The 19839-nt window shown below is 61.0% G+C and carries 16 protein-coding genes; 10 read left to right on the top strand and 6 right to left on the bottom strand.

Annotated elements, in window-relative coordinates; translation table 11 throughout:
- Nucleotides 1-64: 64 nt before the first annotated feature.
- The 3 genes from tilS to GM79_RS18595 all read left to right on the top strand — a co-directional run bounded on the left by tilS (nucleotide 65) and on the right by GM79_RS18595 (nucleotide 2958).
- Nucleotides 65-1396 carry a tRNA lysidine(34) synthetase TilS gene (gene tilS / locus GM79_RS18605; RefSeq protein WP_035566996.1) on the top strand — a complete coding sequence of 444 codons (1332 nt, stop codon included), beginning with the start codon at nucleotides 65-67 and terminating at the stop codon, nucleotides 1394-1396.
- A 94-nt stretch (nucleotides 1397-1490) separates the two neighbouring features.
- The gene (mdh, locus tag GM79_RS18600; RefSeq protein ID WP_035566995.1) at nucleotides 1491-2429 is read left to right on the top strand and encodes a malate dehydrogenase; all 939 of its coding nucleotides are present in this window, start codon (nucleotides 1491-1493) and stop codon (nucleotides 2427-2429) included.
- Between the two features lie 124 nt (nucleotides 2430-2553).
- Nucleotides 2554-2958, top strand: coding sequence for a hypothetical protein (locus tag GM79_RS18595; protein ID WP_035566994.1), 405 nt, complete (start codon nucleotides 2554-2556; stop codon nucleotides 2956-2958).
- 16 nt (nucleotides 2959-2974) lie between these two features.
- On the opposite strand, the gene GM79_RS18590 is transcribed toward GM79_RS18595, so the two are convergent.
- From GM79_RS18590 to mutL, 3 genes are all read right to left on the bottom strand, one after another.
- Nucleotides 2975-3883 (bottom strand): rhomboid family intramembrane serine protease, encoded by a 909-nt coding sequence (locus GM79_RS18590; RefSeq protein ID WP_035566993.1) that lies wholly within the window; start codon nucleotides 3881-3883, stop codon nucleotides 2975-2977.
- 59 nt (nucleotides 3884-3942) lie between these two features.
- The gene (locus tag GM79_RS18585; RefSeq protein WP_035566992.1) at nucleotides 3943-4728 is read right to left on the bottom strand and encodes a rhomboid family intramembrane serine protease; all 786 of its coding nucleotides are present in this window, start codon (nucleotides 4726-4728) and stop codon (nucleotides 3943-3945) included.
- 115 nt (nucleotides 4729-4843) lie between these two features.
- The gene (gene mutL, locus GM79_RS18580) at nucleotides 4844-6889 is read right to left on the bottom strand and encodes a DNA mismatch repair endonuclease MutL (protein WP_035566991.1); all 2046 of its coding nucleotides are present in this window, start codon (nucleotides 6887-6889) and stop codon (nucleotides 4844-4846) included.
- 300 nt (nucleotides 6890-7189) lie between these two features.
- Here mutL and GM79_RS18575 point away from each other — a divergent pair, with 300 nt between their 5' ends.
- The 3 genes from GM79_RS18575 to bshA all read left to right on the top strand — a co-directional run bounded on the left by GM79_RS18575 (nucleotide 7190) and on the right by bshA (nucleotide 12227).
- Entirely contained in the window at nucleotides 7190-10186 is a 2997-nt protein-coding gene (locus GM79_RS18575; RefSeq protein ID WP_235184108.1) for a glycoside hydrolase family 3 N-terminal domain-containing protein, read from the top strand.
- Nucleotides 10187-10255: 69 nt separating this feature from the next.
- Nucleotides 10256-10990, top strand: a complete 735-nt coding sequence (locus tag GM79_RS18570; RefSeq protein WP_035566990.1) for an outer membrane beta-barrel protein — start codon at nucleotides 10256-10258, stop codon at nucleotides 10988-10990.
- 100 nt (nucleotides 10991-11090) lie between these two features.
- Complete coding sequence (gene bshA, locus GM79_RS18565; RefSeq protein ID WP_035566988.1) at nucleotides 11091-12227, top strand: N-acetyl-alpha-D-glucosaminyl L-malate synthase BshA; 1137 nt, start codon at nucleotides 11091-11093, stop codon at nucleotides 12225-12227.
- A 209-nt stretch (nucleotides 12228-12436) separates the two neighbouring features.
- Here the strand turns inward: bshA and GM79_RS18560 are convergent, their stop codons facing one another.
- Complete coding sequence (locus GM79_RS18560; RefSeq protein ID WP_035566986.1) at nucleotides 12437-12973, bottom strand: hypothetical protein; 537 nt, start codon at nucleotides 12971-12973, stop codon at nucleotides 12437-12439.
- Between the two features lie 206 nt (nucleotides 12974-13179).
- On the opposite strand from GM79_RS18560, the gene GM79_RS18555 reads away from it, so the two are divergent.
- Nucleotides 13180-13527 (top strand): HesB/IscA family protein, encoded by a 348-nt coding sequence (locus GM79_RS18555; protein ID WP_035566984.1) that lies wholly within the window; start codon nucleotides 13180-13182, stop codon nucleotides 13525-13527.
- 87 nt (nucleotides 13528-13614) lie between these two features.
- Here GM79_RS18555 and GM79_RS18550 read toward each other — a convergent pair whose 3' ends face one another.
- Complete coding sequence (locus GM79_RS18550; RefSeq protein WP_035566983.1) at nucleotides 13615-14943, bottom strand: DUF2254 domain-containing protein; 1329 nt, start codon at nucleotides 14941-14943, stop codon at nucleotides 13615-13617.
- 87 nt (nucleotides 14944-15030) lie between these two features.
- Complete coding sequence (locus GM79_RS18545; protein WP_035566981.1) at nucleotides 15031-15588, bottom strand: DUF421 domain-containing protein; 558 nt, start codon at nucleotides 15586-15588, stop codon at nucleotides 15031-15033.
- Nucleotides 15589-15923: 335 nt separating this feature from the next.
- Here GM79_RS18545 and GM79_RS18540 point away from each other — a divergent pair, with 335 nt between their 5' ends.
- The 3 genes from GM79_RS18540 to GM79_RS18530 all read left to right on the top strand — a co-directional run bounded on the left by GM79_RS18540 (nucleotide 15924) and on the right by GM79_RS18530 (nucleotide 19712).
- Nucleotides 15924-18125, top strand: coding sequence for a penicillin acylase family protein (locus tag GM79_RS18540; RefSeq protein ID WP_035566979.1), 2202 nt, complete (start codon nucleotides 15924-15926; stop codon nucleotides 18123-18125).
- A gap of 171 nt (nucleotides 18126-18296) precedes the next feature.
- Nucleotides 18297-18488, top strand: coding sequence for a hypothetical protein (locus tag GM79_RS18535; RefSeq protein WP_035566977.1), 192 nt, complete (start codon nucleotides 18297-18299; stop codon nucleotides 18486-18488).
- Between the two features lie 66 nt (nucleotides 18489-18554).
- Nucleotides 18555-19712: an HAD-IC family P-type ATPase gene (locus GM79_RS18530; protein ID WP_081867869.1), complete on the top strand. Its 1158-nt coding sequence runs from the start codon at nucleotides 18555-18557 to the stop codon at nucleotides 19710-19712.
- Nucleotides 19713-19839 lie beyond the last annotated feature (127 nt).

Here is a 19839-nt window from a genome sequence, read left to right as displayed (position 1 = left end):
GGCCATCTTTGCGGGATAGTGCACGGGGGTACCCCACGGCAGGCTTGCCCAATACGTTTTTGTTATGCTCGATATCGTTCGCCGCTTCATTGAGGAGCACGCCCTGTTTTCCCTTGAAAAAGACCCCGTTCTGGTGGCCGTGAGCGGCGGCCTCGATTCGGTGGTGCTGCTGGATGTGCTGCACCGGCTGGGCGCGCAGGTGGCGGTGGCGCACTGCCATTTCGGCCTGCGCGGCGAAGATGCCGACGCCGACGAGCAGTTTGTGCGCAAGCTGGCCAAGCAGTACGGCCTCCCCTACTTCGCCGAGTTTTTCCAGACCAAGGAATTTGCCACCCAGGAAGGCATCTCGACCCAGATGGCGGCCCGCCTGCTGCGCTACCGCTGGTTCGAGCAGGTGCGCCAGACGCAGGATTTGGCCTGCATTGCCACGGCCCACCACCAGCGCGACCAGGCCGAAACCATGCTCCTGAACCTCGTGCACGGCACCGGACTGGCCGGTTTGCACGGCATTCAGGTGAAAAACGGCCGGGTGGTGCGCCCACTTATGGGCCTGGGCCGCGACGACCTGCAGGACTACCTGGTGGAACGCGGCCTGCGCTGGCGCGAAGACGACAGCAACGACAGCCCCGTGTATCAGCGCAACCTGCTGCGCATTGAGGTGCTGCCCGTGCTGCGCGAAATCAACCCCAACCTCGACCAGACCCTGCACGGCACCGCCGAGCGCGTGGGCGGGGCCGAGGAAATTGTGCGCCGCTACGTGGCCGACACCGCCGCCCAGGCCCGCCGCGACGACGCCGAAGTGACTTACCTCAACATCGCCACGCTGCAAAAAACCGCCGCCACCGCGCTGGTGCTGCACGAAATGCTGCGCCCCTTCGGCTTTGCCTGGCCGGTGGTGAAGGACATTGTGGCGGCCTTCCCCGGCGAGTCGGGCCGGCGCTTCGACTCGCCCACGCACCGCTTGGTGAAGGACCGGGAAAACCTGGTTATCACCCCACGGCGGCTCACGCAGTTCGGCACTTTCCAGCTGGCGGCGGGCCAAACCGACCTGCTGGCCGACGGCATGCGCCTGAAAGCCGAGCTGCACGAAGACGCCAAACACTTCATCATTCCCCGCTCGAAAAGCACCGCCGCGCTCGATGCCGACAAGATTAAATTCCCGCTCACGCTGCGCAGGTGGCAGGAAGGCGACTGGTTTATGCCGCTGGGCATGAAAGGCAAAAAGCTACTCAGCGACTTCCTCATCGACCAGAAAGTGCCCCTCAACCTCAAAGACGACGTGCGCGTGCTGACCTCGTCCGACGGCAAAATCTGCTGGGTAGTGGGCTGGCGCGTGGACGACCGGTTTAAGGTGGAAGCTACGTCTGAGCGGGTGCTGACCGTGCAGCGGCTGTAGCAAGATGGATGCAAATCCGAACCACCAGATTAGCGGTAGTCACGATGTGCGCGTTACTTTTGCGCCAGTATTCCCAAACCCAACACCTTCTCCTATGAAAGTTACCGTAGTCGGAGCCGGCAACGTGGGCGCAACCTGCGCCGATGTGCTCGCCACCCGTGAAATTGCCAACGAAGTTGTGCTGCTCGATATCAAAGAAGGCGTGGCCGAAGGCAAAGCCCTGGATATCTGGCAGAAAGCGCCAATTATCGGCTACGACACGCGCACGGTAGGCGTGACCAACGACTATGCCCGCACCGCCGATTCCGACGTGGTGGTCATTACGTCGGGCCTGCCCCGCAAGCCCGGCATGAGCCGCGACGACCTGATTTCGGTGAACTCCGGCATCGTGAAGTCGGTAACCGAGCAAGTGGTGAAATACTCGCCCAATGCCATCATCATCATCGTGAGCAACCCGCTCGACGTGATGACCTACCAGGCACACCTCACTTCGAAGCTGCCCCGCGAAAAGGTATTCGGCATGGCCGGTATCCTCGACACGGCCCGCTACCGCGCCTTCCTGGCCGAGGCCCTGAACGTGAGCCCCAAAGACATTCAGGCGGTGCTGATGGGTGGCCACGGCGACACCATGGTGCCCCTGCCCCGCTACACCACCGTGGGCGGCATTCCCGTCACCGAGCTCATCGGCAAGGCTGAGCTTGACGCCATCGTGGACCGCACCAAGAACGGCGGCGGCGAGCTGGTGAAGCTCATGGGTACCTCGGCGTGGTACGCGCCCGGCGCGGCGGCGGCCCAAATGGTGGAAGCCATCGTGCGCGACCAGCGCCGCGTGTTCCCCGTGTGCCTGGAGCTGCAGGGCGAGTACGGAATCAATGGCGTGTACCTCGGTGCCCCGGTTATCCTGGGCAAAAACGGCGTGGAGCGCGTGATTGAATTGCAGCTCAACGACGAAGAAAAGGCCATGCTCGAAACCTCACGCGGCCACGTGAAAGAAGTAATGGACGCCCTGGACAAAATGGGCCAGCCCGCGTAACGGCATTTTCAGCCTAATAAAAAAACGGCCGGCCTTTTCAAGGTTCGGCCGTTTTTCTTGGGCCAAAGGCTCTGAATCAATCCTTAATTTGCAGGCTCCGCGAGCCCTTCGCCCACTTGTGAGCATGAGAAAAGAGATTGCCAATTCCTTCGACAAGGTATTTTTGACCATCGAGCTGGATAGGGCCAACAATTGGATATACACCGACTGGGTGGGCGTGCTGCCCACCGAAAAAGTAATTGAGGGCGGCCGGGCCACCCTCGATTTTCTGCGTGAAAACCCCTGCCCAAACCTGCTCAACGACAACCGCAAAGTGGTGGGCTCCTGGAGCGGGGCCAACGACTGGATTGCGGAAAACTGGATGCCGCAGGCCCTGGCCCTGGGCCTGAAACGCTTCGCGCACATCGTCTCGCCCGGTATTTTTGGACAGGCTTCGGCTTCCGAGATGATTACCCGCGTGGGCACGCACTTCGAGATGCGGCTGTTTGAAGACGTGGAACTAGCCAAATCCTGGCTATTAGAAGATTAAGTCCTCCCGGCGCTTGCTATTGCTGGCTGGCCCGGAACAGCTTCTGCTTTTCGTCTTTGGAAAGGCTTTCGTAGCCGGAGCGCGAAATCTTGTCCAGAATCGTGTCGATTTCATCCTGCAGGGGCTGGTTGGCAACGGCAGGTTTTTTGCCGCCACTGGCCGAGGTAGCGGCTACGGGTTCGGCGCGGCGGGTGCTGCTCACGCGCATGGCGGGCGGCCGGTTGAAAAGTCGGGTGACGAAGTTGCCCACGGCCTGCACCGGCCGGCCCAGGTCGCGCCCGGCCTGCAACTGCTTGATGAAGATAAAGCCCACCAGCGCGCCACCCAGGTGGGTTATTTCGCCGCCAGCGTTGTCGCCGTTCACCCCGGCCAGGGAAATAAGCACCACCACGGCCGCAATCCATTTAATCTTGACCGGGCCGATGAGTATCAGCGAAAAAGTATAATCGGGCAGTAGCGTAGCCGCCGCCACGATGATGGCCGTGACGGCCGCCGAAGCGCCGATAACCGGCGAGCCCAGCGCGGGCTGAAACACCGGCAGCAAGTTGTAGCTGAGCAGAAAAACGGCCGCCCCGGCCAGCGCCCCCAACACGTAGATGCTTACGAGGCGGCGGTCGCCGAGGTATTCGCGCAGCAGTTGCCCAAACCAGTACAGATTCAGCAAGTTGAACAGGATGTGGAAAAATCCCTGGTGGGTGAAGGCGTAGGTCAGGACCGTCCAGGGGTGGCGCAGCAGTACGGGCAGGGCCGATGAGAGCTCAAACTGCTTCATCACGGGCGGGTAGTAGCTGCTGGCGCTGCTCACCGTGAGCACGGCGCGCAGCACGATGAGGCCCGCAAACACCAGCACATTCAGCAAAATGAGCTGCATGAGGGCATTATCTCGGCGACCAAACGCGGTGCGGATATCTTGAACGATGCTCATGGCACGAAATAAACGAGGGTGACGAATTCAGCTTTTGGCGGATAACGCTGGCTGTTTCTTTAATAAAAACGCTCCCGGCCGCCTTCCCAGTACTTCACCAGCAGGAAGCCGAAGAGCAGGCCGCCCAGGTGCGCGAAGTGGGCCACGTTGTCGCCGGGTGTGCGGTGCACGCCGGCATACAGCTCGTAGGCCGCGTAGAAGAACACAAAATACTTCGCCTTGATGGGAAAGGGAATAAACAGCAGAAACAGCTCGGTGTTGGGGAATAAATAGGCGAAGGCGAAGAGCAGGCCAAAAAGTGCCCCGGAAGCGCCCAACATCCCCGATTTGTAGCTGGCCTCCACCACGGCGTCGAGCGTGGCATTGGCCGAGCTGATGTATTCGGCATTGTTGGGGTTTTTGGTCATTTCGCGGCCCACTTGCTCGGCGCCCTGCTGGTCGGGCATATTTTCGCGGAAAAACTCCACGAAGTTGGCCCCGCTGGGCTCGCGCCGGAACTCCTGCCGGGCTACTTCCAGCTTGTTCACCTCGTAGTAGCGCACCCCTTCGTAGAGCACGCTGGCCCCAATGCCGCAGACAAGCCAGAACACTAGGAAGCGCTGCTGCCCCCAGCGCTGCTCCAGCAGCGGACCAAAAGAAATCAAGCCGAACATATTGAACAGCAAATGCATCCAGCTGCCGTGCAGAAAAATAGCCGTAGCAAACTGCCACGGATAGAAATAGGGCGAGCCAATGGGATAGAGACTGCCTAACTGGGTGAGCAAGGGCAGAAAATAGGTCTGCGCCGCGAAGAAAAAGATGTTGGCAAAAAGCAGGGTCCGAACAGTCGGGGTCAGATTAAACATGCAGCAAAGTAAAGCCCCAACCGGAGGCCGCGCCGCCGCGCGGGACTGGCAAGGGGTGAAATGGCGAGCGAAATGAAAAAGCCCCGCCCGTAAAAGACGCGGGAGCCGAAGAAGGTTACTTACGGAAAAAATCGGCCAGCTGCTGCCCGTCCAGCAGCACCAGAGTTTTGCGGCCGTCGGGGGTGTAGCCGGGGGTTTGGCAGGCGAAAAGGCGGTCGGCCAGGGCGCTGAGCTCGGCCTCGGGCAGGCGGGTGGCGGCCGTGCCGGCGGCCACGCGGCGGGCCAGGGCGCGGGCCAGGCTTTCGCGCTGGTCGAGCTTGAGCGGGCCGGCCGTGGTGCGGAACTGCTCAATCAGGCTTTCGAGCAGCTCCTTCTCGTCCTGGGCGGGCATGCCGGCCGGAATGGCCTCCACGGCAATGGTGTTGGGCCCGAATTCCACGAAAATGAAGCCCAGCGCGTGCAGCGGCTCGGTGAGCTCGCGGAGCACGGCAAAATCGGCGGGGTTGAAAGTGACCGTGCGCGGAAATAGCAGCGTTTGCGACGTGCCCACGGCGCGGCCCAGCTCCTGCCGGTATTGCTCGTAGAGAATGCGCTCGCGGGCCGCTTCCTGGTCAATCAGCAGCACGCCCGACTTCACCGGCACCAGCACGAAGCGCTGCTGCACCTGGAGCGCCCGACTCTCCCGCTCGCGGGCGGCCACCGGCGGGGTAGCCGGCCCATCAGGTAGCGTCAGGCCCAGCCCCAACGGCACCGCGTCGGCATCAACCAGCGCCGCTTCGTCGGGAGACAGGTTTTCGAAGCTGCGCATGGTGGCGCTGTCCAGCGTGGGTTGGGTTTTCACGGGCTGGCCCAGCTCGCGGTAAAAGGCTTCGAGCTCGCGGCGGGCCTGCTCGGTGGGGCGCGGCGGCAGCTGGCGCTCGTAGCCGTCGCGGCGGGTATCGGGGCTGAAATTAGCGAAACCGGAAGGGCCGGCCGGTAGCCGGGCAGCATTCGCGGCGGCAGCCAAGGCGTCGGGCCGGTAGCCGTCGCTGCTGGCGGCGCGGGCGGCGGCACTGGCGGCGGGCAGGTGGTCGTCGGCCTCGGTGGGCACCGCGCCAGTGCCTTTGCCGGTGCGCAGCGGACGAATGGGCGCGAAGTTTACGTCGCCCTCAAAGTCCAGCGAGGGCGCAATGTTGTGCAGGCCGAGGCTCTGTTTCACGGCGGCGCGCACCACAGCGTACACGGTTTTTTCGTCTTCGAACTTGATTTCCGTCTTGGTGGGGTGCACGTTGATATCAATGGCTTTGGGGTCGAGCTCCAGAAACAGCACGTAGAACGGGTGGGTGTCGCGGGCCAGCAGGCCTTCGTAGGCCGCCAGCACGGCGTGGTTCAGGTAGGCCGAGCGAATGAAGCGGTTGTTGACGAAGAAAAACTGGTCGCCCCGGCTTTTCTTACTCGACTCCGGCTTGCCCACAAAGCCCTTCACCGAAATGGAATGCGTCACCTCCTCGCAGGCCGCGAGCTGCTCCTTGTAGCCATTGCCGAGCAGCGCCACAATGCGCTGACTGAGCTTGCCGGCCGGCAAGGCAAAAACCTCCAAATCGTTCTGATACAGCGAAAAAGCCGTCTGCGGATTGGCCAGCGCCACGTGCTGAAACTCGTCGAGAATGTGCCGCATTTCCACGGCATTGCTCTTGAGGAAGTTACGGCGCGCAGGCACGTTGAAAAACAAGTTTTTGACGGCGATGCTCGTACCGTCGGGGCAGGCGGTGGGCTGCTGGCTGGTTACCTGCGAGCCTTCCACCAGCAGCAGCGTACCGGTGTCGTGCTCGCGCTGCTTGGTACGAATCTCGACCTGGGCCACGGCCGCGATGCTGGCCAGCGCCTCGCCCCGAAAGCCTAACGTGCGGATGCGAAACAGGTCTTCGGTAGAGCGGATTTTGCTGGTGGCGTGGCGTTCCAGGCTCATGCGGGCATCGGTGGGGCTCATGCCGGCGCCGTTGTCCACTACCTGCACCAGCTGCTTGCCGGCCTCTTTCACAATGAGCTGCACCTGCGTGGCGCCGGCATCGACGGCGTTTTCCAGCAGCTCCTTCACCACGGAGGCGGGACGCTGCACCACCTCGCCGGCCGCAATCTGGTTGGCGAGGTATTCGGGGAGCAGGTGAATAATATCGGGCATGGCGGAAGATGGACGCTGCCTGCGCCCGCAAAAACCGGACGACAGCAGGAGAAGCTAACCAGCGCGCGAACAAGCGGAAACGCGACCGGCAATAATCAAAAATCGGCCGCGTTACAAACCCGGCACCGGGTTTTCTGCGTACCTTTGCGGCTAAATACCACCCTCTTCAGCACGATGTTTTACGGCATTGGCCGTGACTATTTCGTGACGAAGATGATTGGGTCTGGAACCTCCAAACCCCACCAGCAGGTTCCGCTGCTAACCACGACAAAAGTACGGCCTTTGCGGCCCGTTTGCCTCTTGAATCAACCCACCACCCCCACGGGGCTGATGCGCATCCCTCTCCAGCTGGCCTTTGTGGTCATGCTGCTGGCTACGGGCCTGCTGCTATCTTTTTCCGAAAATCCCAAGCTGCCCGGCGACCCGTTGCCCACCTCCCCCGCCGAAACGGCCTGGGTCGATAGCGTATTCAACTCGCTCACGCCCGAACAGCGGCTGGGCCAGCTGTTTATGGTGGCCGCTTATTCCAATAAGGACCGCGCCCACGGCAACCGCATCGAGCAGCTGGTGCGCAACCAAAACATTGGCGGCGTGATGTTTTTGCAGGGTGGCCCCAAGCGCCAGGCCCTGATGACCAACCGCTTGCAGGCCGCCGCCAAAGTGCCGCTGCTCATTGCCATGGACGCCGAATGGGGCCTGGACATGCGCCTGGACTCCTCGGCCCACTTCGCCAAGCAGATGACGCTGGGCGCAATGGACGACCCCCAGTACGTGTACCAGATGGGCCGCGAAATTGCGCGCAAGATGCGGGCCCTGGGCGTGCACATCAGCTTTGCCCCGGTGATAGACGTGAACTCCAACCCCGGCAACCCCGTGATTGGCAACCGCTCGTTTGGCGAAGACCAGAACCAGGTGGCCCGGCTGGGCGTACAGTACGTGAAGGGCTTGCAGGAAAATGGTGTGATGGCCGTGGCCAAGCACTTTCCCGGCCACGGCGATACTGACACCGACTCGCACGTAGCGCTGCCGGTTATCAATACCGACCTGGCCCGGCTGAGTGCGGTGGATTTGGTTCCGTTTCAGCAGTCGTTTGAAGCGGGGGTGATGGGCGTGATGGTGGCCCACCTCTACATGCCGCTTTTCGACACAACCGACGCTAAAACCACTACCCTCTCGCGGGCCCTGGTCACGGACCTGTTGAAGACCAAAATGGGTTTTAAGGGCCTGACCTTCACCGACGCACTCAACATGCGGAGTGTGAGCAAGCTGTATAAGGACGGCGAGCTGGACGCCATGGCTCTGGCGGCTGGCAACGACGTGCTATTGTTTTCGGAAGATGTGCCCTCGGCCCTGCTGCGCATTCGGGAGGCCGTGGCGGCGGGCAAGCTCAATCAGGAAGATTTGGATTTCCGCGTACGGAAGATTTTGCGGGCCAAGCACTGGGCAGGCCTGGCCAAACAACAACCCGTCCGGCTGGCCGTGCTGCGCGACAGCCTCAACCAGGCGTCGTCGAAAGTGCTGGCCCAGAATATTTTTGAGCACGCCATCACCGTGGTAAAAAACGACGACAACCTGCTGCCCTTCAAGCGTCTCGACACGCTGCGCATTGCCGCCATCACCATTGGCACCCAGGCCGAAGGGCCGTATGCCACTATCTTCAATAAGTACCATCCCGGCCCGGTGTACGCGGTGCCCAACCGCTACGCCGACGACAGCACCTTTACCCGCATTGCCAGCCGCCTGAGCGGCTACAACGTGGTGGTGGTGAGCCTGCACGGCATGAACAATACGCCCAGCCACAGCTACGGCATGGGCGACGGGGCCTTGCGCTTCCTCAAGCAGCTGCAGGCCAAGCCCAAACTGAAGACGGTGGTAGTGGCCATGGGCAACGCCTACGGCCTGAAGTTTCTGGAAGGGGCCAGCACGTTGGTCTGTGGCTACGAGGACCATTACGCGGCCCAGCTGGTGGTGCCGCAGGTGCTGTTTGGAGCGCTGCCAGCGCGCGGCAAATTGCCCGTCACGGTGTCGCCCACGCTCAAAGCGGGCACCGGAATCGCGACGCCTGACCTTAAGCGCCTGCGCTATGCCACCCCCGAAAGCCAGGGCCTGAGCTCGCAGGTGCTGGCGCAGATTGATAACATTGCCCTCGAAAGCCAGACCTACGCCGCCGCGCCGGGCTGCCAGGTGCTGGTGGCCCGCAACGGCACCGTGGTATTTGACCAGAGCTATGGCTACGCGACCTACGACCAGACGCAACCGATTACCAACAGCACACTCTATGACCTGGCCTCCATCACGAAAGTGGCCGGCACCCTGCAGGCGGTAATGTACCTCAAGGACCAGGGCAAACTCAACCTCGACGACAAAGTGGCCGCTTACCTGCCCGAGCTGACGCGCACCAACAAGCGCGACATGACCGTGCGCGACGTGCTGATGCACCAGGCCGGCCTGAAAGTGGGCATTCCCACCTGGGAGCGCACCATCACGAGCAGCGGCCTGAAACCGACATTTTACGCCAGCATCAAGTCCGACGATTTCCCCAACGAAGTGGTGCCCGGCGAGTACAGCACCAAGGCCGCCGATGACTCGGTGTGGGCCTGGACCATGCGCTCCAGCTTGCTGCCCAAGGTGAAAGGCCGGTACCCCACCGAGTATTCCGACCTCAGCTTTATTGTGATGAAGCGCCTGTGCGAGAAGATTCTGAAACAGCCCATCGACAACTTTTTGCAGAACAATTTTTACCATCCACTGGGCTTGGGCAGCATGACCTATAATCCGCTGCTGCGCTTCCCCAAAAGCTGCATTGCGCCCACCGAAAACGACACCTACTACCGCCGCGAGCAGCTCCAGGGCAGCGTGCACGACCAAACGGCGGCCCTGGTGGGCGGCGTAGGCGGCCACGCCGGCCTGTTCGCCACTGCCAACGACCTGGCCGTGCTGATGCAGATGAACCTGCAGAATGGTGCTTACGGCGGCACCCGCTACTTCCAGAACCCGGTAGTGACCGAGTTTGCCCGAACCGTGCCCGGCGGCCGGCGCGGCCTGGGCTGGGACCACGGCGACCCCAGCAAGCCCACCGGCCCTACCAGCAACCTCTCGCCGGCCAGCACCTTTGGCCACACCGGCTTCACGGGTACCTGCGTGTGGATGGACCCCGAAAACGAGATTCTCTACGTCTTCCTCTCCAACCGCGTGTACCCCGATGCCGGCAACAACAAGCTGCGCCAGTACAACATTCGCACCCGCATTCACGACGTAATTTATAAGTCGCTGGCAGCGGGCCCGGCGAAAAAATAAACGTGCCGCGCAACCGGGAGACCGGGCCGGTGGTCAGGGTGGTATCAACTCACTTATTGGTGCTTTTCGATGCCGCGCTTCACGCTATTACTTCTGATTACGCTGCTCGGTGCGGCCACGGCTTCGGCCCAGACTACCTACCGGCTGGGCTTGCGCGGCGGCCCGAACTGGGCCACATCCACGGTTGGCGAATCGCAGCTTTCACCTAGTTCCCCGTATAATTATTCAGCCAGCAAGTCGGCAATTTATCGGGGGCAGATTGGGGCCGTGCTGGAAATGGCGCGGGGCCGTTTTGCGTTGCAGCCGGCCCTGATGTTTTCGCAAAAGGGCGAGCGGGTGGAAAGCTTCACTTCCATCAGCGGTTTCGCGGGCGTCAGCAGTTCGGAAACCTCGGCCACCAACCGCTCCAACTGGCTGGAGCTGCCCGTGAACCTGGTGTATACGCTACACGGCGTGCAGCTTTTTGCCGGGCCGTACGTGGCGCTGGCCGTGGGCGGGCGGCAGCGGGGCACGCTGCTGCAGTCTTCACCCTATGCCCGGTTTGCGCCCCTGCACTACGATGAGAAAGTAGAATACCAGGATGAGAAACTAAGCCGCCGCCTCGACGCCGGCTTCAATGCGGGCCTGGGCTACCGACGGGGGCCATTGCAGCTGCAGCTGGGCTACGGCTTGGGGCTGCGCAAACTACAGTCGGTTCCTTTTTCGATGATTTCCTACTCATCGTACTACATTCCGACTTACGCCGACGAAAAAGCTTACAACCGCGTGGTACAGCTTACGGGCACGTATTTTTTGGACCTGTAGCGCCAAAAGCGCCATTGTAAGATTGCGGGCCGGGATATTAACAATTCGGAATAATGCCGGTTACGCAGAACGCGACGCTCCTTTTCGCGTTAGCTCCTCTATGAATATCGGCATCGTTTGTTATCCCACCTTTGGCGGCTCCGGCGTGGTGGCCACGGAACTGGGCAAGGCCCTAGCCCAGCGTGGCCACCGCGTGCATTTTATCACCTACAGCCAGCCGGTGCGGCTAGACTTTTTCAACGAAAACCTCTTCTACCACGAGGTGTACGTTCCGGCCTATCCACTCTTCCAGTTTCCGCCCTACGAGCTGGCCCTGACCAGCAAAATGGTGGATATCGTGCAGAACGAAAAGCTCGACGTGCTGCACGTGCACTACGCCATTCCGCACGCCTCGGCGGCGTTTATGGCCAAGCAGATTCTGCGGGCCCGCGGCATCCAGATTCCGGTAGTTACCACCTTGCACGGCACCGATATTACGCTGGTGGGCAAAGACCCCAATTTCGAACCCGTGGTCACGTTCAGCATCAACCAGAGCGATGCCGTGACGTCGGTATCGGCGGATTTGCGGCGCGAAACCTACGAGTATTTCGCGGTCGAGAAAGATATCACCGTCATCCCCAACTTCATCGACCTGCATCGCTTTAAAAAGCAGGAAAAGAGCCATTTCCGGGCCGCTATTGCACCTGAAGGCGAGAAGCTGCTCGTGCATACCAGCAACTTCCGCGCTGTGAAGCGCGTGGAAGACGTGCTGCGTATTTTCTGTGGCGTGCGGAAGGAAATCCCGGCCAAGTTGCTGCTAGTGGGCGATGGCCCCGACCGCAGCCGCATGGAAAAGCTGGCCCGCGACCTCGACTGCCACCGCGACCTGCGCTTTTTGGGCAAGCTCGAAGCCGTAGAAGAGGTATTGAGCGTGGGCGACCTGTTTCTGATGCCTTCCGAAAACGAAAGCTTCGGCCTCGCTGCGCTGGAAGCCATGGCCTGCGAAGTGCCCGTGGTGAGCACCAACGCCGGCGGCATTCCCGAGCTGAACGTGCACGGCGTAACCGGCACCATCAGCGAAATCGGCGATGTGGCCGACATGGTCAAGAATGCCCTCTACATCTTGGACGACGAAAACCTCCCACGCTTCAAAGCTGCTGCCCGCGCCCGCGCCGAGGAATTTGCCGTGGAAAAGATTGTGCCGCTCTACGAGGAGTGCTACCAACGCGCCATTGAGGCTGTGAGCGTGGCGGTGTAGCAAGGGTTAGTTGAAGGGTTGAACTCCCCTCCTTACCAAGGAGGGGATATTTTCGCGCCAGCGAAAATCGGGGTGGTTGCGGGCGTTGAGCGGCAGGCGGCCAGTACATTCAGGCGTTGTCCGACGGGCGCAACCACCCCAATTTCAGCTTCGCTGAAATGTCCCCTCCTTAGTAAGGAGGGGAGTTTTTCACTTCAACCAACCCTCGCTTAGAACAAGCCGGCGGCCTCGTTTTTCACCACGGCCAATGCTTGCGCGGTGGGCTCGGCTCCGTCCGTCATCAGGCCTTCCAGAATGCGCTTGGCCAGTTCGGTGCCGCGGGCCTGGCTGGGGTTTTGGATGCCGTGGAAGGCGCGGTTCACCATCGTCAGCACGTTTTCTTTGGCTTCTTTCACCAGCGTCCAGGCATCGCCGGAAATATAGAGCTGCTGGGAAAGGTTGTGCTCGTACTCGGCGCGGATTTCCTGCTGGAGCAAGCGATGGAAGTCGGGCGCCGACTGGCCGGCGCTGCTCAGCCGCACGAGGATGTTGTTCGGCGAGATACGCTCCAGCAGCATCACCACCCGCTCGTAGGCCTGCAGGCGCAGCGGCAGGGTGGTTTTGTGGCTCTCCAGCCGCAGCTCAATCAGCCGGCGCTGCTGCTCTTTCTCCAAAAACTGCTTGAAGAGCAGATAAATGGCGCCGGCCACGATGAGGGCGGGCAGAATGATTTTCAGGAGGTCGAATAAATAGGTAGTGGAATCCATAAATGGGGAAGCTTTAGCTTGCCGTAGTGGCAATAGTGGCAATAATCGGGCGAAATACGGCAAGCTAAAGCTTACCGCACAGGCTGCAAACTTACGCCGTGAACCACCGCCCCCCAACTGCTGTTTCTTCGCTGATGCCGTGCTGCGGGCCACTCCGGCGCCCGCCGTATCTTTGTTGTCCACCTCGCTCTAAATCATCTTTTATTATGGCTTCCGTTGCCACCCTCGCCCCCATTACCCTCACCGACCGCGCCGTGGTTGAGGTGAAAAATATCATTCAGGAGAAGAACGTGCCCGCCGATTACGGCCTGCGCATTGGCGTGCAGGGCGGCGGCTGCTCGGGCATGAGCTACCTGCTCGGCTTCGACAAAGCCAAGGATGCCGACGAAACCTACGACCTCGACGGCCTGAAACTCATCATGGATAAGAAGCACGCCATGTACGTGCTGGGTATGGAAGTTGACTTCCAGGACGGCCTCAATGCCCGCGGCTTCGTCTTCAACAACCCCCAGGCCAAAAGCACCTGCGGCTGCGGCTCGTCGTTCTCCGCCTAACTGCTGACTGACCCGGCACAGAATCCTCGGAATCTGCCGTTTCATAATCAACTTAAAGCCTCTGCCCTTCGGCGGAGGCTTTTTGCATTAGGCGGCTGCTCGCATCATTTTGCTCACCTCCAGGTAGCGCGCCCGCACTTCCTGCTTTTCGTAGTCGAAGGACAGCATCTCGTCGGCTTGCTCGCGTACCCGGTCGGCCTGCTGCTGCAAAATAGCCAGCCGGTCGTGGTCGCTGGTGCGACGGGCCGCGGTTTCAATAGCGGTGAGCAGACGCAGCAGCACCGCCACGTTGGATTCCGCACTGCGCCGAATCTGGTCAAACGCCAGGCCCGCGTACGTGGCAAAGGTCGTGACTTTGGCCACCACCCGTACCCGGCCATCCTCGGCCCGGAGCGGCTCATTGAGCTTACGGTCGGCCAGCAGGCTGAGCAGGGCGCCCAGCTGGTCGACGCAAAACACGGCCGTAGTAGTATCGTTGATGCCCGGCGACAATGCTTTAAGGGCAATATCGACCAGCTGGCGGAAGCCAAAACCCAGGTCCTGGTCGATGGTACGCAGGTCGCCAATGCTGTAAGTGTTGCACAGCCGCTGGCGGGTTTCTTCGTCGGGGGCGGCGAAAGGCTGGCCGTCGTAGCGGGCCACCCAAACCAGCGGGGCTTCCTGAGCCACAAAGCTGCCAATGCCCCGTTCCATGCGCACCACGCCGTTGATTTCGCAGGCAAAAGCCAGCAGGCCGTCGTTGTTAACATCCTGCACGTAGCCGCTACGCGGGGCCAGAATGGCGCGCCACTGGTGGTCGGTTTCGCGCCAGTCGGTGGCCTCGGCGGCAGTGGCTTCGTGGCCCATCTGCTTCGGAAACAGGTTTTCCAAAGCGTTCTGGGTTTCGGCCGCAGCCCTGGCAATAATGGTGGACGCTTGAATGGAGGACGCGATGTGGTGAATGAAAAAGATGAGCACCCCGATGCTCACCAGGGCCAGCACCAGCCCGCCCGCCACCGCCAGCGAGGGAATAAACCGGCCTTCGTCGCCGCCCCGAATAGTGCGCAATACAATCAGGCAATACACGAAAATGCTCACGAAGAAGCCCAGCACCAGCTGGTTGGCGCGGTCGCCCATGAAGTTGCGCAGCACCCGCGGGGTGTACTGGCTCGATACCTGGGCCAGCGTGGCCAGCGTGAGCGAAAAAATGAGGCCCGCTACCGTAATCATGGAGCCGGCAATGGCCGTGAGCATGCCCCTGGCGCCGTCGGCCCCGGCCCCAAACAGCATGGGGTAGTCCTGTAGCCACTTGTGCTCGATGTAGTCGTCCAGCATCACCAGCCCGTAGGCCAGCACGAGGGCGGTGGTCACCATCAGGGTGGGCACAAACCACAGGCTGGCGTTGAGATTGGACCAGGCGAGGCGGATTCTATTCATCTAAGGGCTTGTAACAACTCGGGTTGATAAGCGTTGCGAGCTACTTCTAGCCCGGTAATTTCTACGGAAAAACGCAACGGTTGGGCATTACCGGTTGCCAGCACCGTTTTCCGGTGTTAGTTGTCCGGGCATGTTAGCGACGTGCTGCAGGGCCGAACCTGGCCCTTGGGGAGCACTTTTCAGGACGTTGAGCGTGCCATCAGTTTCCAGGATTACGGCGGCCACTTCTTCCAGCGAGGCAATGCCGCGGGCCCGCAACCCAGCCAGAATTTCGCCTTCCGTCATCCGTTCAGCCTTCATCACCTGGTGCAGGTAGTGCCCCTGGTACACCAGCAAGGCTGGTTCGGCCTTCACCAGTTGGCTCACCCACTTGTAGCGCACAGCCAGCCAGGTAATGACAAACTGCAGGCTGATAAGCAGGATGAAGGCCACCAGGCCATCGAGCAGCGGCACACTTTTATTGAGCAGCACCGAGGCCAGGATGGAGCCCATAGCCACCGTAACGACAAAGTCGAAGGCGTTCATCTTCGACAAAGTACGTTTGCCCGATACCCGCAGCAGCAAAATCAGGCTGGCGTAAGCCAGCGTCCCAATAACGACGGTGCGTCCCACGCTGGTCCAGCTGGAAAAGAAAAAATGTTCCATAGTATATAAAGCGCAGCGGCGGCCATGGGGCCAGCCTTCAAAAATCAGCCCTGCCCCAGCTAGCCCGGCTCGCGCGCGAGGCTGCCACGGCAGTGCGCCCTTGGATTTCTGTTTACGGGAGCCGGGGCATCCGGTTTAGCACCGATTCTGGCTGGCTCAGTGCATCCCTTCAACGCCTCAGCGGCTTGGTTTGCCGGTTACAAAATCAATCTTGGCGGGCAGTCTATCGGGCGGCGGGCGTGGGCCCCGCGCCCGGCTGCGGCTCATAGTGCCCATCCCAGGCCTTACTTTGGGAGCTGAAGCGAAGAACTCCGTCCTTCATCTCGTCCTCTCTTATGCTAAAATTTTCCCTCTCCCTACTGCTTGTTTTTGCCGGCGCCGCGGCCCACGGGCAGGCTTTTAAGCCAACCGAGCTAGCGGCCTGGAAGCAGCAGGCCCAGCAGGTTTCCATTACCCGCGACACCTACGGCGTACCCCACATCTACGGCAAAACCGATGCTGACGCGGTGTTCGGGCTGCTTTACACGCAGTGCGAGGACGATTTTGACCGCGTGGAAATGAACTACCTCGACGCCATCGGCCGGCTGGCGGAGGTGGAGGGCGAGGCCGCACTGGCCCACGACCTGCGCGCCCGGCTCTTCATGGATAGCAGCCAGGCCATTACCATCTACAAAAAAACGCCGCCGGAGATGAAGAAGCTGCTGGACGCCTTCGCGGCCGGCACCAACTACTACCTCGCTACTCACCCCACCGTGAAGCCCCGGCTGCTGCGCCGCTTCCAGCCCTGGATGCCGCTAATGTTCAGCGAAGGCAGCATTGGCGGCAATATCAGCGTGGTGAGCATTGAGCGACTGAAGGCGTTTTACAGCCAGAAGAAGTCCAGCTCGTGGCTTAATACTGATTTTGAGAAGCGGGAACGGGAGCCGGTGGGCTCCAATGGTTTCGCCATCGCGCCGGGCAAAACCGCTAGCGGCAATGCGCTGCTGCTCATCAACCCGCACACCTCGTTCTACTTCCGCTCCGAAGTGCAGATGGTGAGCCAACAGGGCCTGAATGCGTACGGCGCCGTGACCTGGGGCCAGTTTTTCGTGTACCAGGGATTCAATGAGAACTGCGGCTGGATGCACACCTCCAGCCAGGCCGACTCGATGGACGAGTACCTCGAAACGATTGAGAAAAAAGACGGCAAATTCTTCTACAAATACGGCGGCAAGCTGCGGCCCGTGAAAACCGAAAAAGTGTCGCTGCCCTACCGCGACGGCAGCAAAATCCTGCGCCGCGCCTACACCTTGTATCGCACCCACCACGGCCCCATCGTGGGCCAGAAATCGGAAAACGAATGGGTGGCCGTGCGCATGATGAACGAGCCGCTGGCGGCTTTGCAGCAGTCGTACCTGCGCACCAAGGCCACCGGCTACGCCAGCTTTCAGGAAGTAATGAAGCTGAACGGCAACGCTTCCAACAACACGGTTTTTGCCGACAGCAAGGGCAGCATTGCCTATTGGCACGGCAATTTTATGCCCAAGCGCGACGCTAAATTTGACTGGAGCCAGCCGGTGGACGGCAGCAACCCGGCCACCGAATGGAAGGGTTTTCACGGTGTGAGCGAGCTGGTGCAGGTGCACAACCCGGCCAGCGGCTTCATCCAGAACTGCAACTCGACGCCGTTTACGGCGGCGGGCGCCAGCAGCCCGGTGGCGGCCAAATTCCCCAGCTACATGGCGCCCGACGCCGAAAACTACCGCGGCCTCAACGCCGTGCGCGTGCTCAGCGCCAAATCCGTGTTCACCCTCGATACCCTGGTAGCCGCCGCCAACGACCCGCACCTGACGGCTTTCGACGATATGCTGCCGCCGCTGCTCACGGCCTACCAGCCCACTTCGGCCGAAAGAGCCGCCGCGCCCGCCACGGCCGAAGCCATCGAAATCCTCCGCGCCTGGAACCACAACTACAGCCAAACCTCGGTGGCCCAGACGGTAGCCATCTACTGGGCCGAGCGGCTGCTGGCCAAAGCCCGCGCCCGTGTGCCCGCCGCCCAACCGCAGCAGGACTACATCAGCTTCACCAAGTTTGCCCTGGCCAACACCAGCCCCCAGGAAAAGCTAGCCGCGCTGGCCGAAGCCCAGGACGACCTGACCCGCGCCTTTGGCACCTGGAAAACACCTTGGGGCGACATCAACCGCTTCCAGCGCCTGACCGGAAACATCCAGGAAACCTACGACGACCAAAAGCCCAGTCTGCCGGTTGCCTTCACCTCCTCGTCGTGGGGCTCGCTGGCGGCTTTTGGGGCGCGCGCCTACCCCGGCACCAAAAAACGCTACGGCACCGTGGGCAACAGCTTCGTGGCCGTGGTCGAGTTCGGGCCGCGCATCAAGGCGCGCTCGGTGGTGACGGGCGGGCAGAGCAGCCGCCCCGGCACGCCCCACTTCACCGACCAGGCCGCGTTATACACGAATGGCGGTTTCAAGGAAGTGCGCTTTTATCCAGAGGACGTGAAAGCCAACGCCGAAAAAACGTACCGGCCGGGCCAGCCGTAAACGTTAAACTCGTTCTCGAATAAGCAGAAATAAAAATAACGGTCATGCAGAGCGTAGCGAAGCATCTCGCTCGCACCGTCGCACTGACTCAACGGTGCGAGCGAGATGCTTCGCTGCGCTCTGCATGACTCGTCGACGACCTTCCAAACGGCTTCACCAAACAACCATATTATGGACATCAAATACTTATCGGACGACAAAGGAAAAATCACCGGGGTTTTCATCTCGATTGAGGACTGGGAGCAGCTGCAGAAGACCTATAAAATCGACCTGAAAGCCGCGGCCGATTCCGGAGCCCGGCTCCAGCAGTCGCTAACGGAAGCGTTGAAGAAGGTGAAACCTGAAGAAAACGACGGCCAATAGCCTTCCCGCGTACAAGCCGTTTGCCCCGGCGCGTCGTGCTGGCCCTTGCCTTTCCCCGATGCCACTATGACTGACCCTTCCGATACCGGCGAAAAGCTGAACACCGCCAAGCAGATTGAGCCTGAAAACGTGGGCGCTATCAACCGCGAGCAGCTTACGCCCGCTGCTGCCGCCGCGCCCCAGGGGCACGACGTGCCCGGCCACGACCATGCGCCCGCCCTGCCCAAGCAGTCGTCGACAACGCATGACGGCCACTCGCATGACGGCCACTCGCACGGCGAGCCTTCGGCCAACCCGTATCTGTGGCCCGGCGTGAGCCTGGTGTTGCTGCTGGTGGGTCTGGCGCTGGACTATTTTTCGGCCGAAGTGCCCTTTTTTACGGGTGTGGTGCGGCTGCTGTGGTACGGGGTGGCGTTTTTGCTCGTGGGCTGGAAGGTGGTTCGCTCGGCCGTGCTGAGTATTCCATCGGGCAATGTTTTCAACGAGTTTTTGCTGATGAGTCTGGCCACCGTGGGCGCGTTTGCCATTGGCGAATACCCGGAGGGCGTGGCCGTGATGCTGTTCTACACCATCGGCGAGCTGTTTCAGGACGCGGCCGTGAACCGGGCCAAGCGCAGCATTCGGGCGCTACTCGAAATTCAGGCCACCGAAGTAACCGTGGTGCGCGCCGGCCAAACCCTGGTACTAGAACCCAGCCAGGTGCAGCTCGGCGACGTGATTGAGGTGAAGCCCGGTGGCCAGGTGCCGCTCGACGGCACCCTGAATACGGCCCCAGCCAGCTTCAATACCGCTGCCCTCACCGGCGAAGCAGCCCCGCAAACCAAGCAGCCGGGCGAAGCCGTGCTGGCCGGCATGATTAACCTTACCCAGCTGGTGCAGCTCACCGTCACGGCCACCTACCAGGATACCAGGCTGGCCCGGATTCTGGCGATGGTGCAGGACGCCGTGGGCCGCAAGGCCAAAACGCAGCAGTTCATCACGCGCTTCGCCAAAATATACACCCCGATTGTGGTGGCGCTGGCCGTGCTGGTTATCGCGGTGCCGTACTTCGTGGTCGATGACTACGTATTTCGCACCTGGCTTTACCGGGCGCTGGTGTTCCTGGTTATTTCGTGTCCCTGCGCATTGGTAGTGAGCATTCCGCTGGGCTACTTCGGCGGTATTGGGGCGGCGTCGCGGGTCGGCATCCTGTTCAAGAGAGTTGTTGTAGCGGTTTATCAATGAGTTAAGCAGAAATTCCACAAACCTGCACACACTTCCAGCGCCACATCGAACTGTTCCAGGTTGTGCATCCGCAAACGGTCTGATAAAATACGATACCTTTTTAGACCCCCGATGCTGTGTTCCACTA

The organism is Hymenobacter sp. IS2118, from assembly GCF_000715495.1.
Lineage (GTDB): Bacteria > Bacteroidota > Bacteroidia > Cytophagales > Hymenobacteraceae > Hymenobacter.
The sequence above is the reverse complement of the archived record's forward strand: the minus strand, read 5'-3'. Positions and strand labels throughout refer to the sequence as shown.

Excerpts from the sequence above, each read along its gene's own strand:
- tilS (WP_035566996.1), top strand. The coding sequence starts at position 65 with ATGCTCGATATCGTTCGCCGCTTCATTGAGGAGCACGCCCTGTTTTCC.
- mdh (WP_035566995.1), top strand. The coding sequence starts at position 1,491 with ATGAAAGTTACCGTAGTCGGAGCCGGCAACGTGGGCGCAACCTGCGCC.
- GM79_RS18595 (WP_035566994.1), top strand. The coding sequence starts at position 2,554 with ATGAGAAAAGAGATTGCCAATTCCTTCGACAAGGTATTTTTGACCATC.
- GM79_RS18590 (WP_035566993.1), bottom strand. The coding sequence starts at position 3,883 with ATGAGCATCGTTCAAGATATCCGCACCGCGTTTGGTCGCCGAGATAAT.
- GM79_RS18585 (WP_035566992.1), bottom strand. The coding sequence starts at position 4,728 with ATGTTTAATCTGACCCCGACTGTTCGGACCCTGCTTTTTGCCAACATC.
- mutL (WP_035566991.1), bottom strand. The coding sequence starts at position 6,889 with ATGCCCGATATTATTCACCTGCTCCCCGAATACCTCGCCAACCAGATT.
- GM79_RS18570 (WP_035566990.1), top strand. The coding sequence starts at position 10,256 with ATGCCGCGCTTCACGCTATTACTTCTGATTACGCTGCTCGGTGCGGCC.
- bshA (WP_035566988.1), top strand. The coding sequence starts at position 11,091 with ATGAATATCGGCATCGTTTGTTATCCCACCTTTGGCGGCTCCGGCGTG.
- GM79_RS18560 (WP_035566986.1), bottom strand. The coding sequence starts at position 12,973 with ATGGATTCCACTACCTATTTATTCGACCTCCTGAAAATCATTCTGCCC.
- GM79_RS18555 (WP_035566984.1), top strand. The coding sequence starts at position 13,180 with ATGGCTTCCGTTGCCACCCTCGCCCCCATTACCCTCACCGACCGCGCC.
- GM79_RS18550 (WP_035566983.1), bottom strand. The coding sequence starts at position 14,943 with ATGAATAGAATCCGCCTCGCCTGGTCCAATCTCAACGCCAGCCTGTGG.
- GM79_RS18545 (WP_035566981.1), bottom strand. The coding sequence starts at position 15,588 with ATGGAACATTTTTTCTTTTCCAGCTGGACCAGCGTGGGACGCACCGTC.
- GM79_RS18540 (WP_035566979.1), top strand. The coding sequence starts at position 15,924 with ATGCTAAAATTTTCCCTCTCCCTACTGCTTGTTTTTGCCGGCGCCGCG.
- GM79_RS18535 (WP_035566977.1), top strand. The coding sequence starts at position 18,297 with ATGGACATCAAATACTTATCGGACGACAAAGGAAAAATCACCGGGGTT.
- GM79_RS18530 (WP_081867869.1), top strand. The coding sequence starts at position 18,555 with ATGACTGACCCTTCCGATACCGGCGAAAAGCTGAACACCGCCAAGCAG.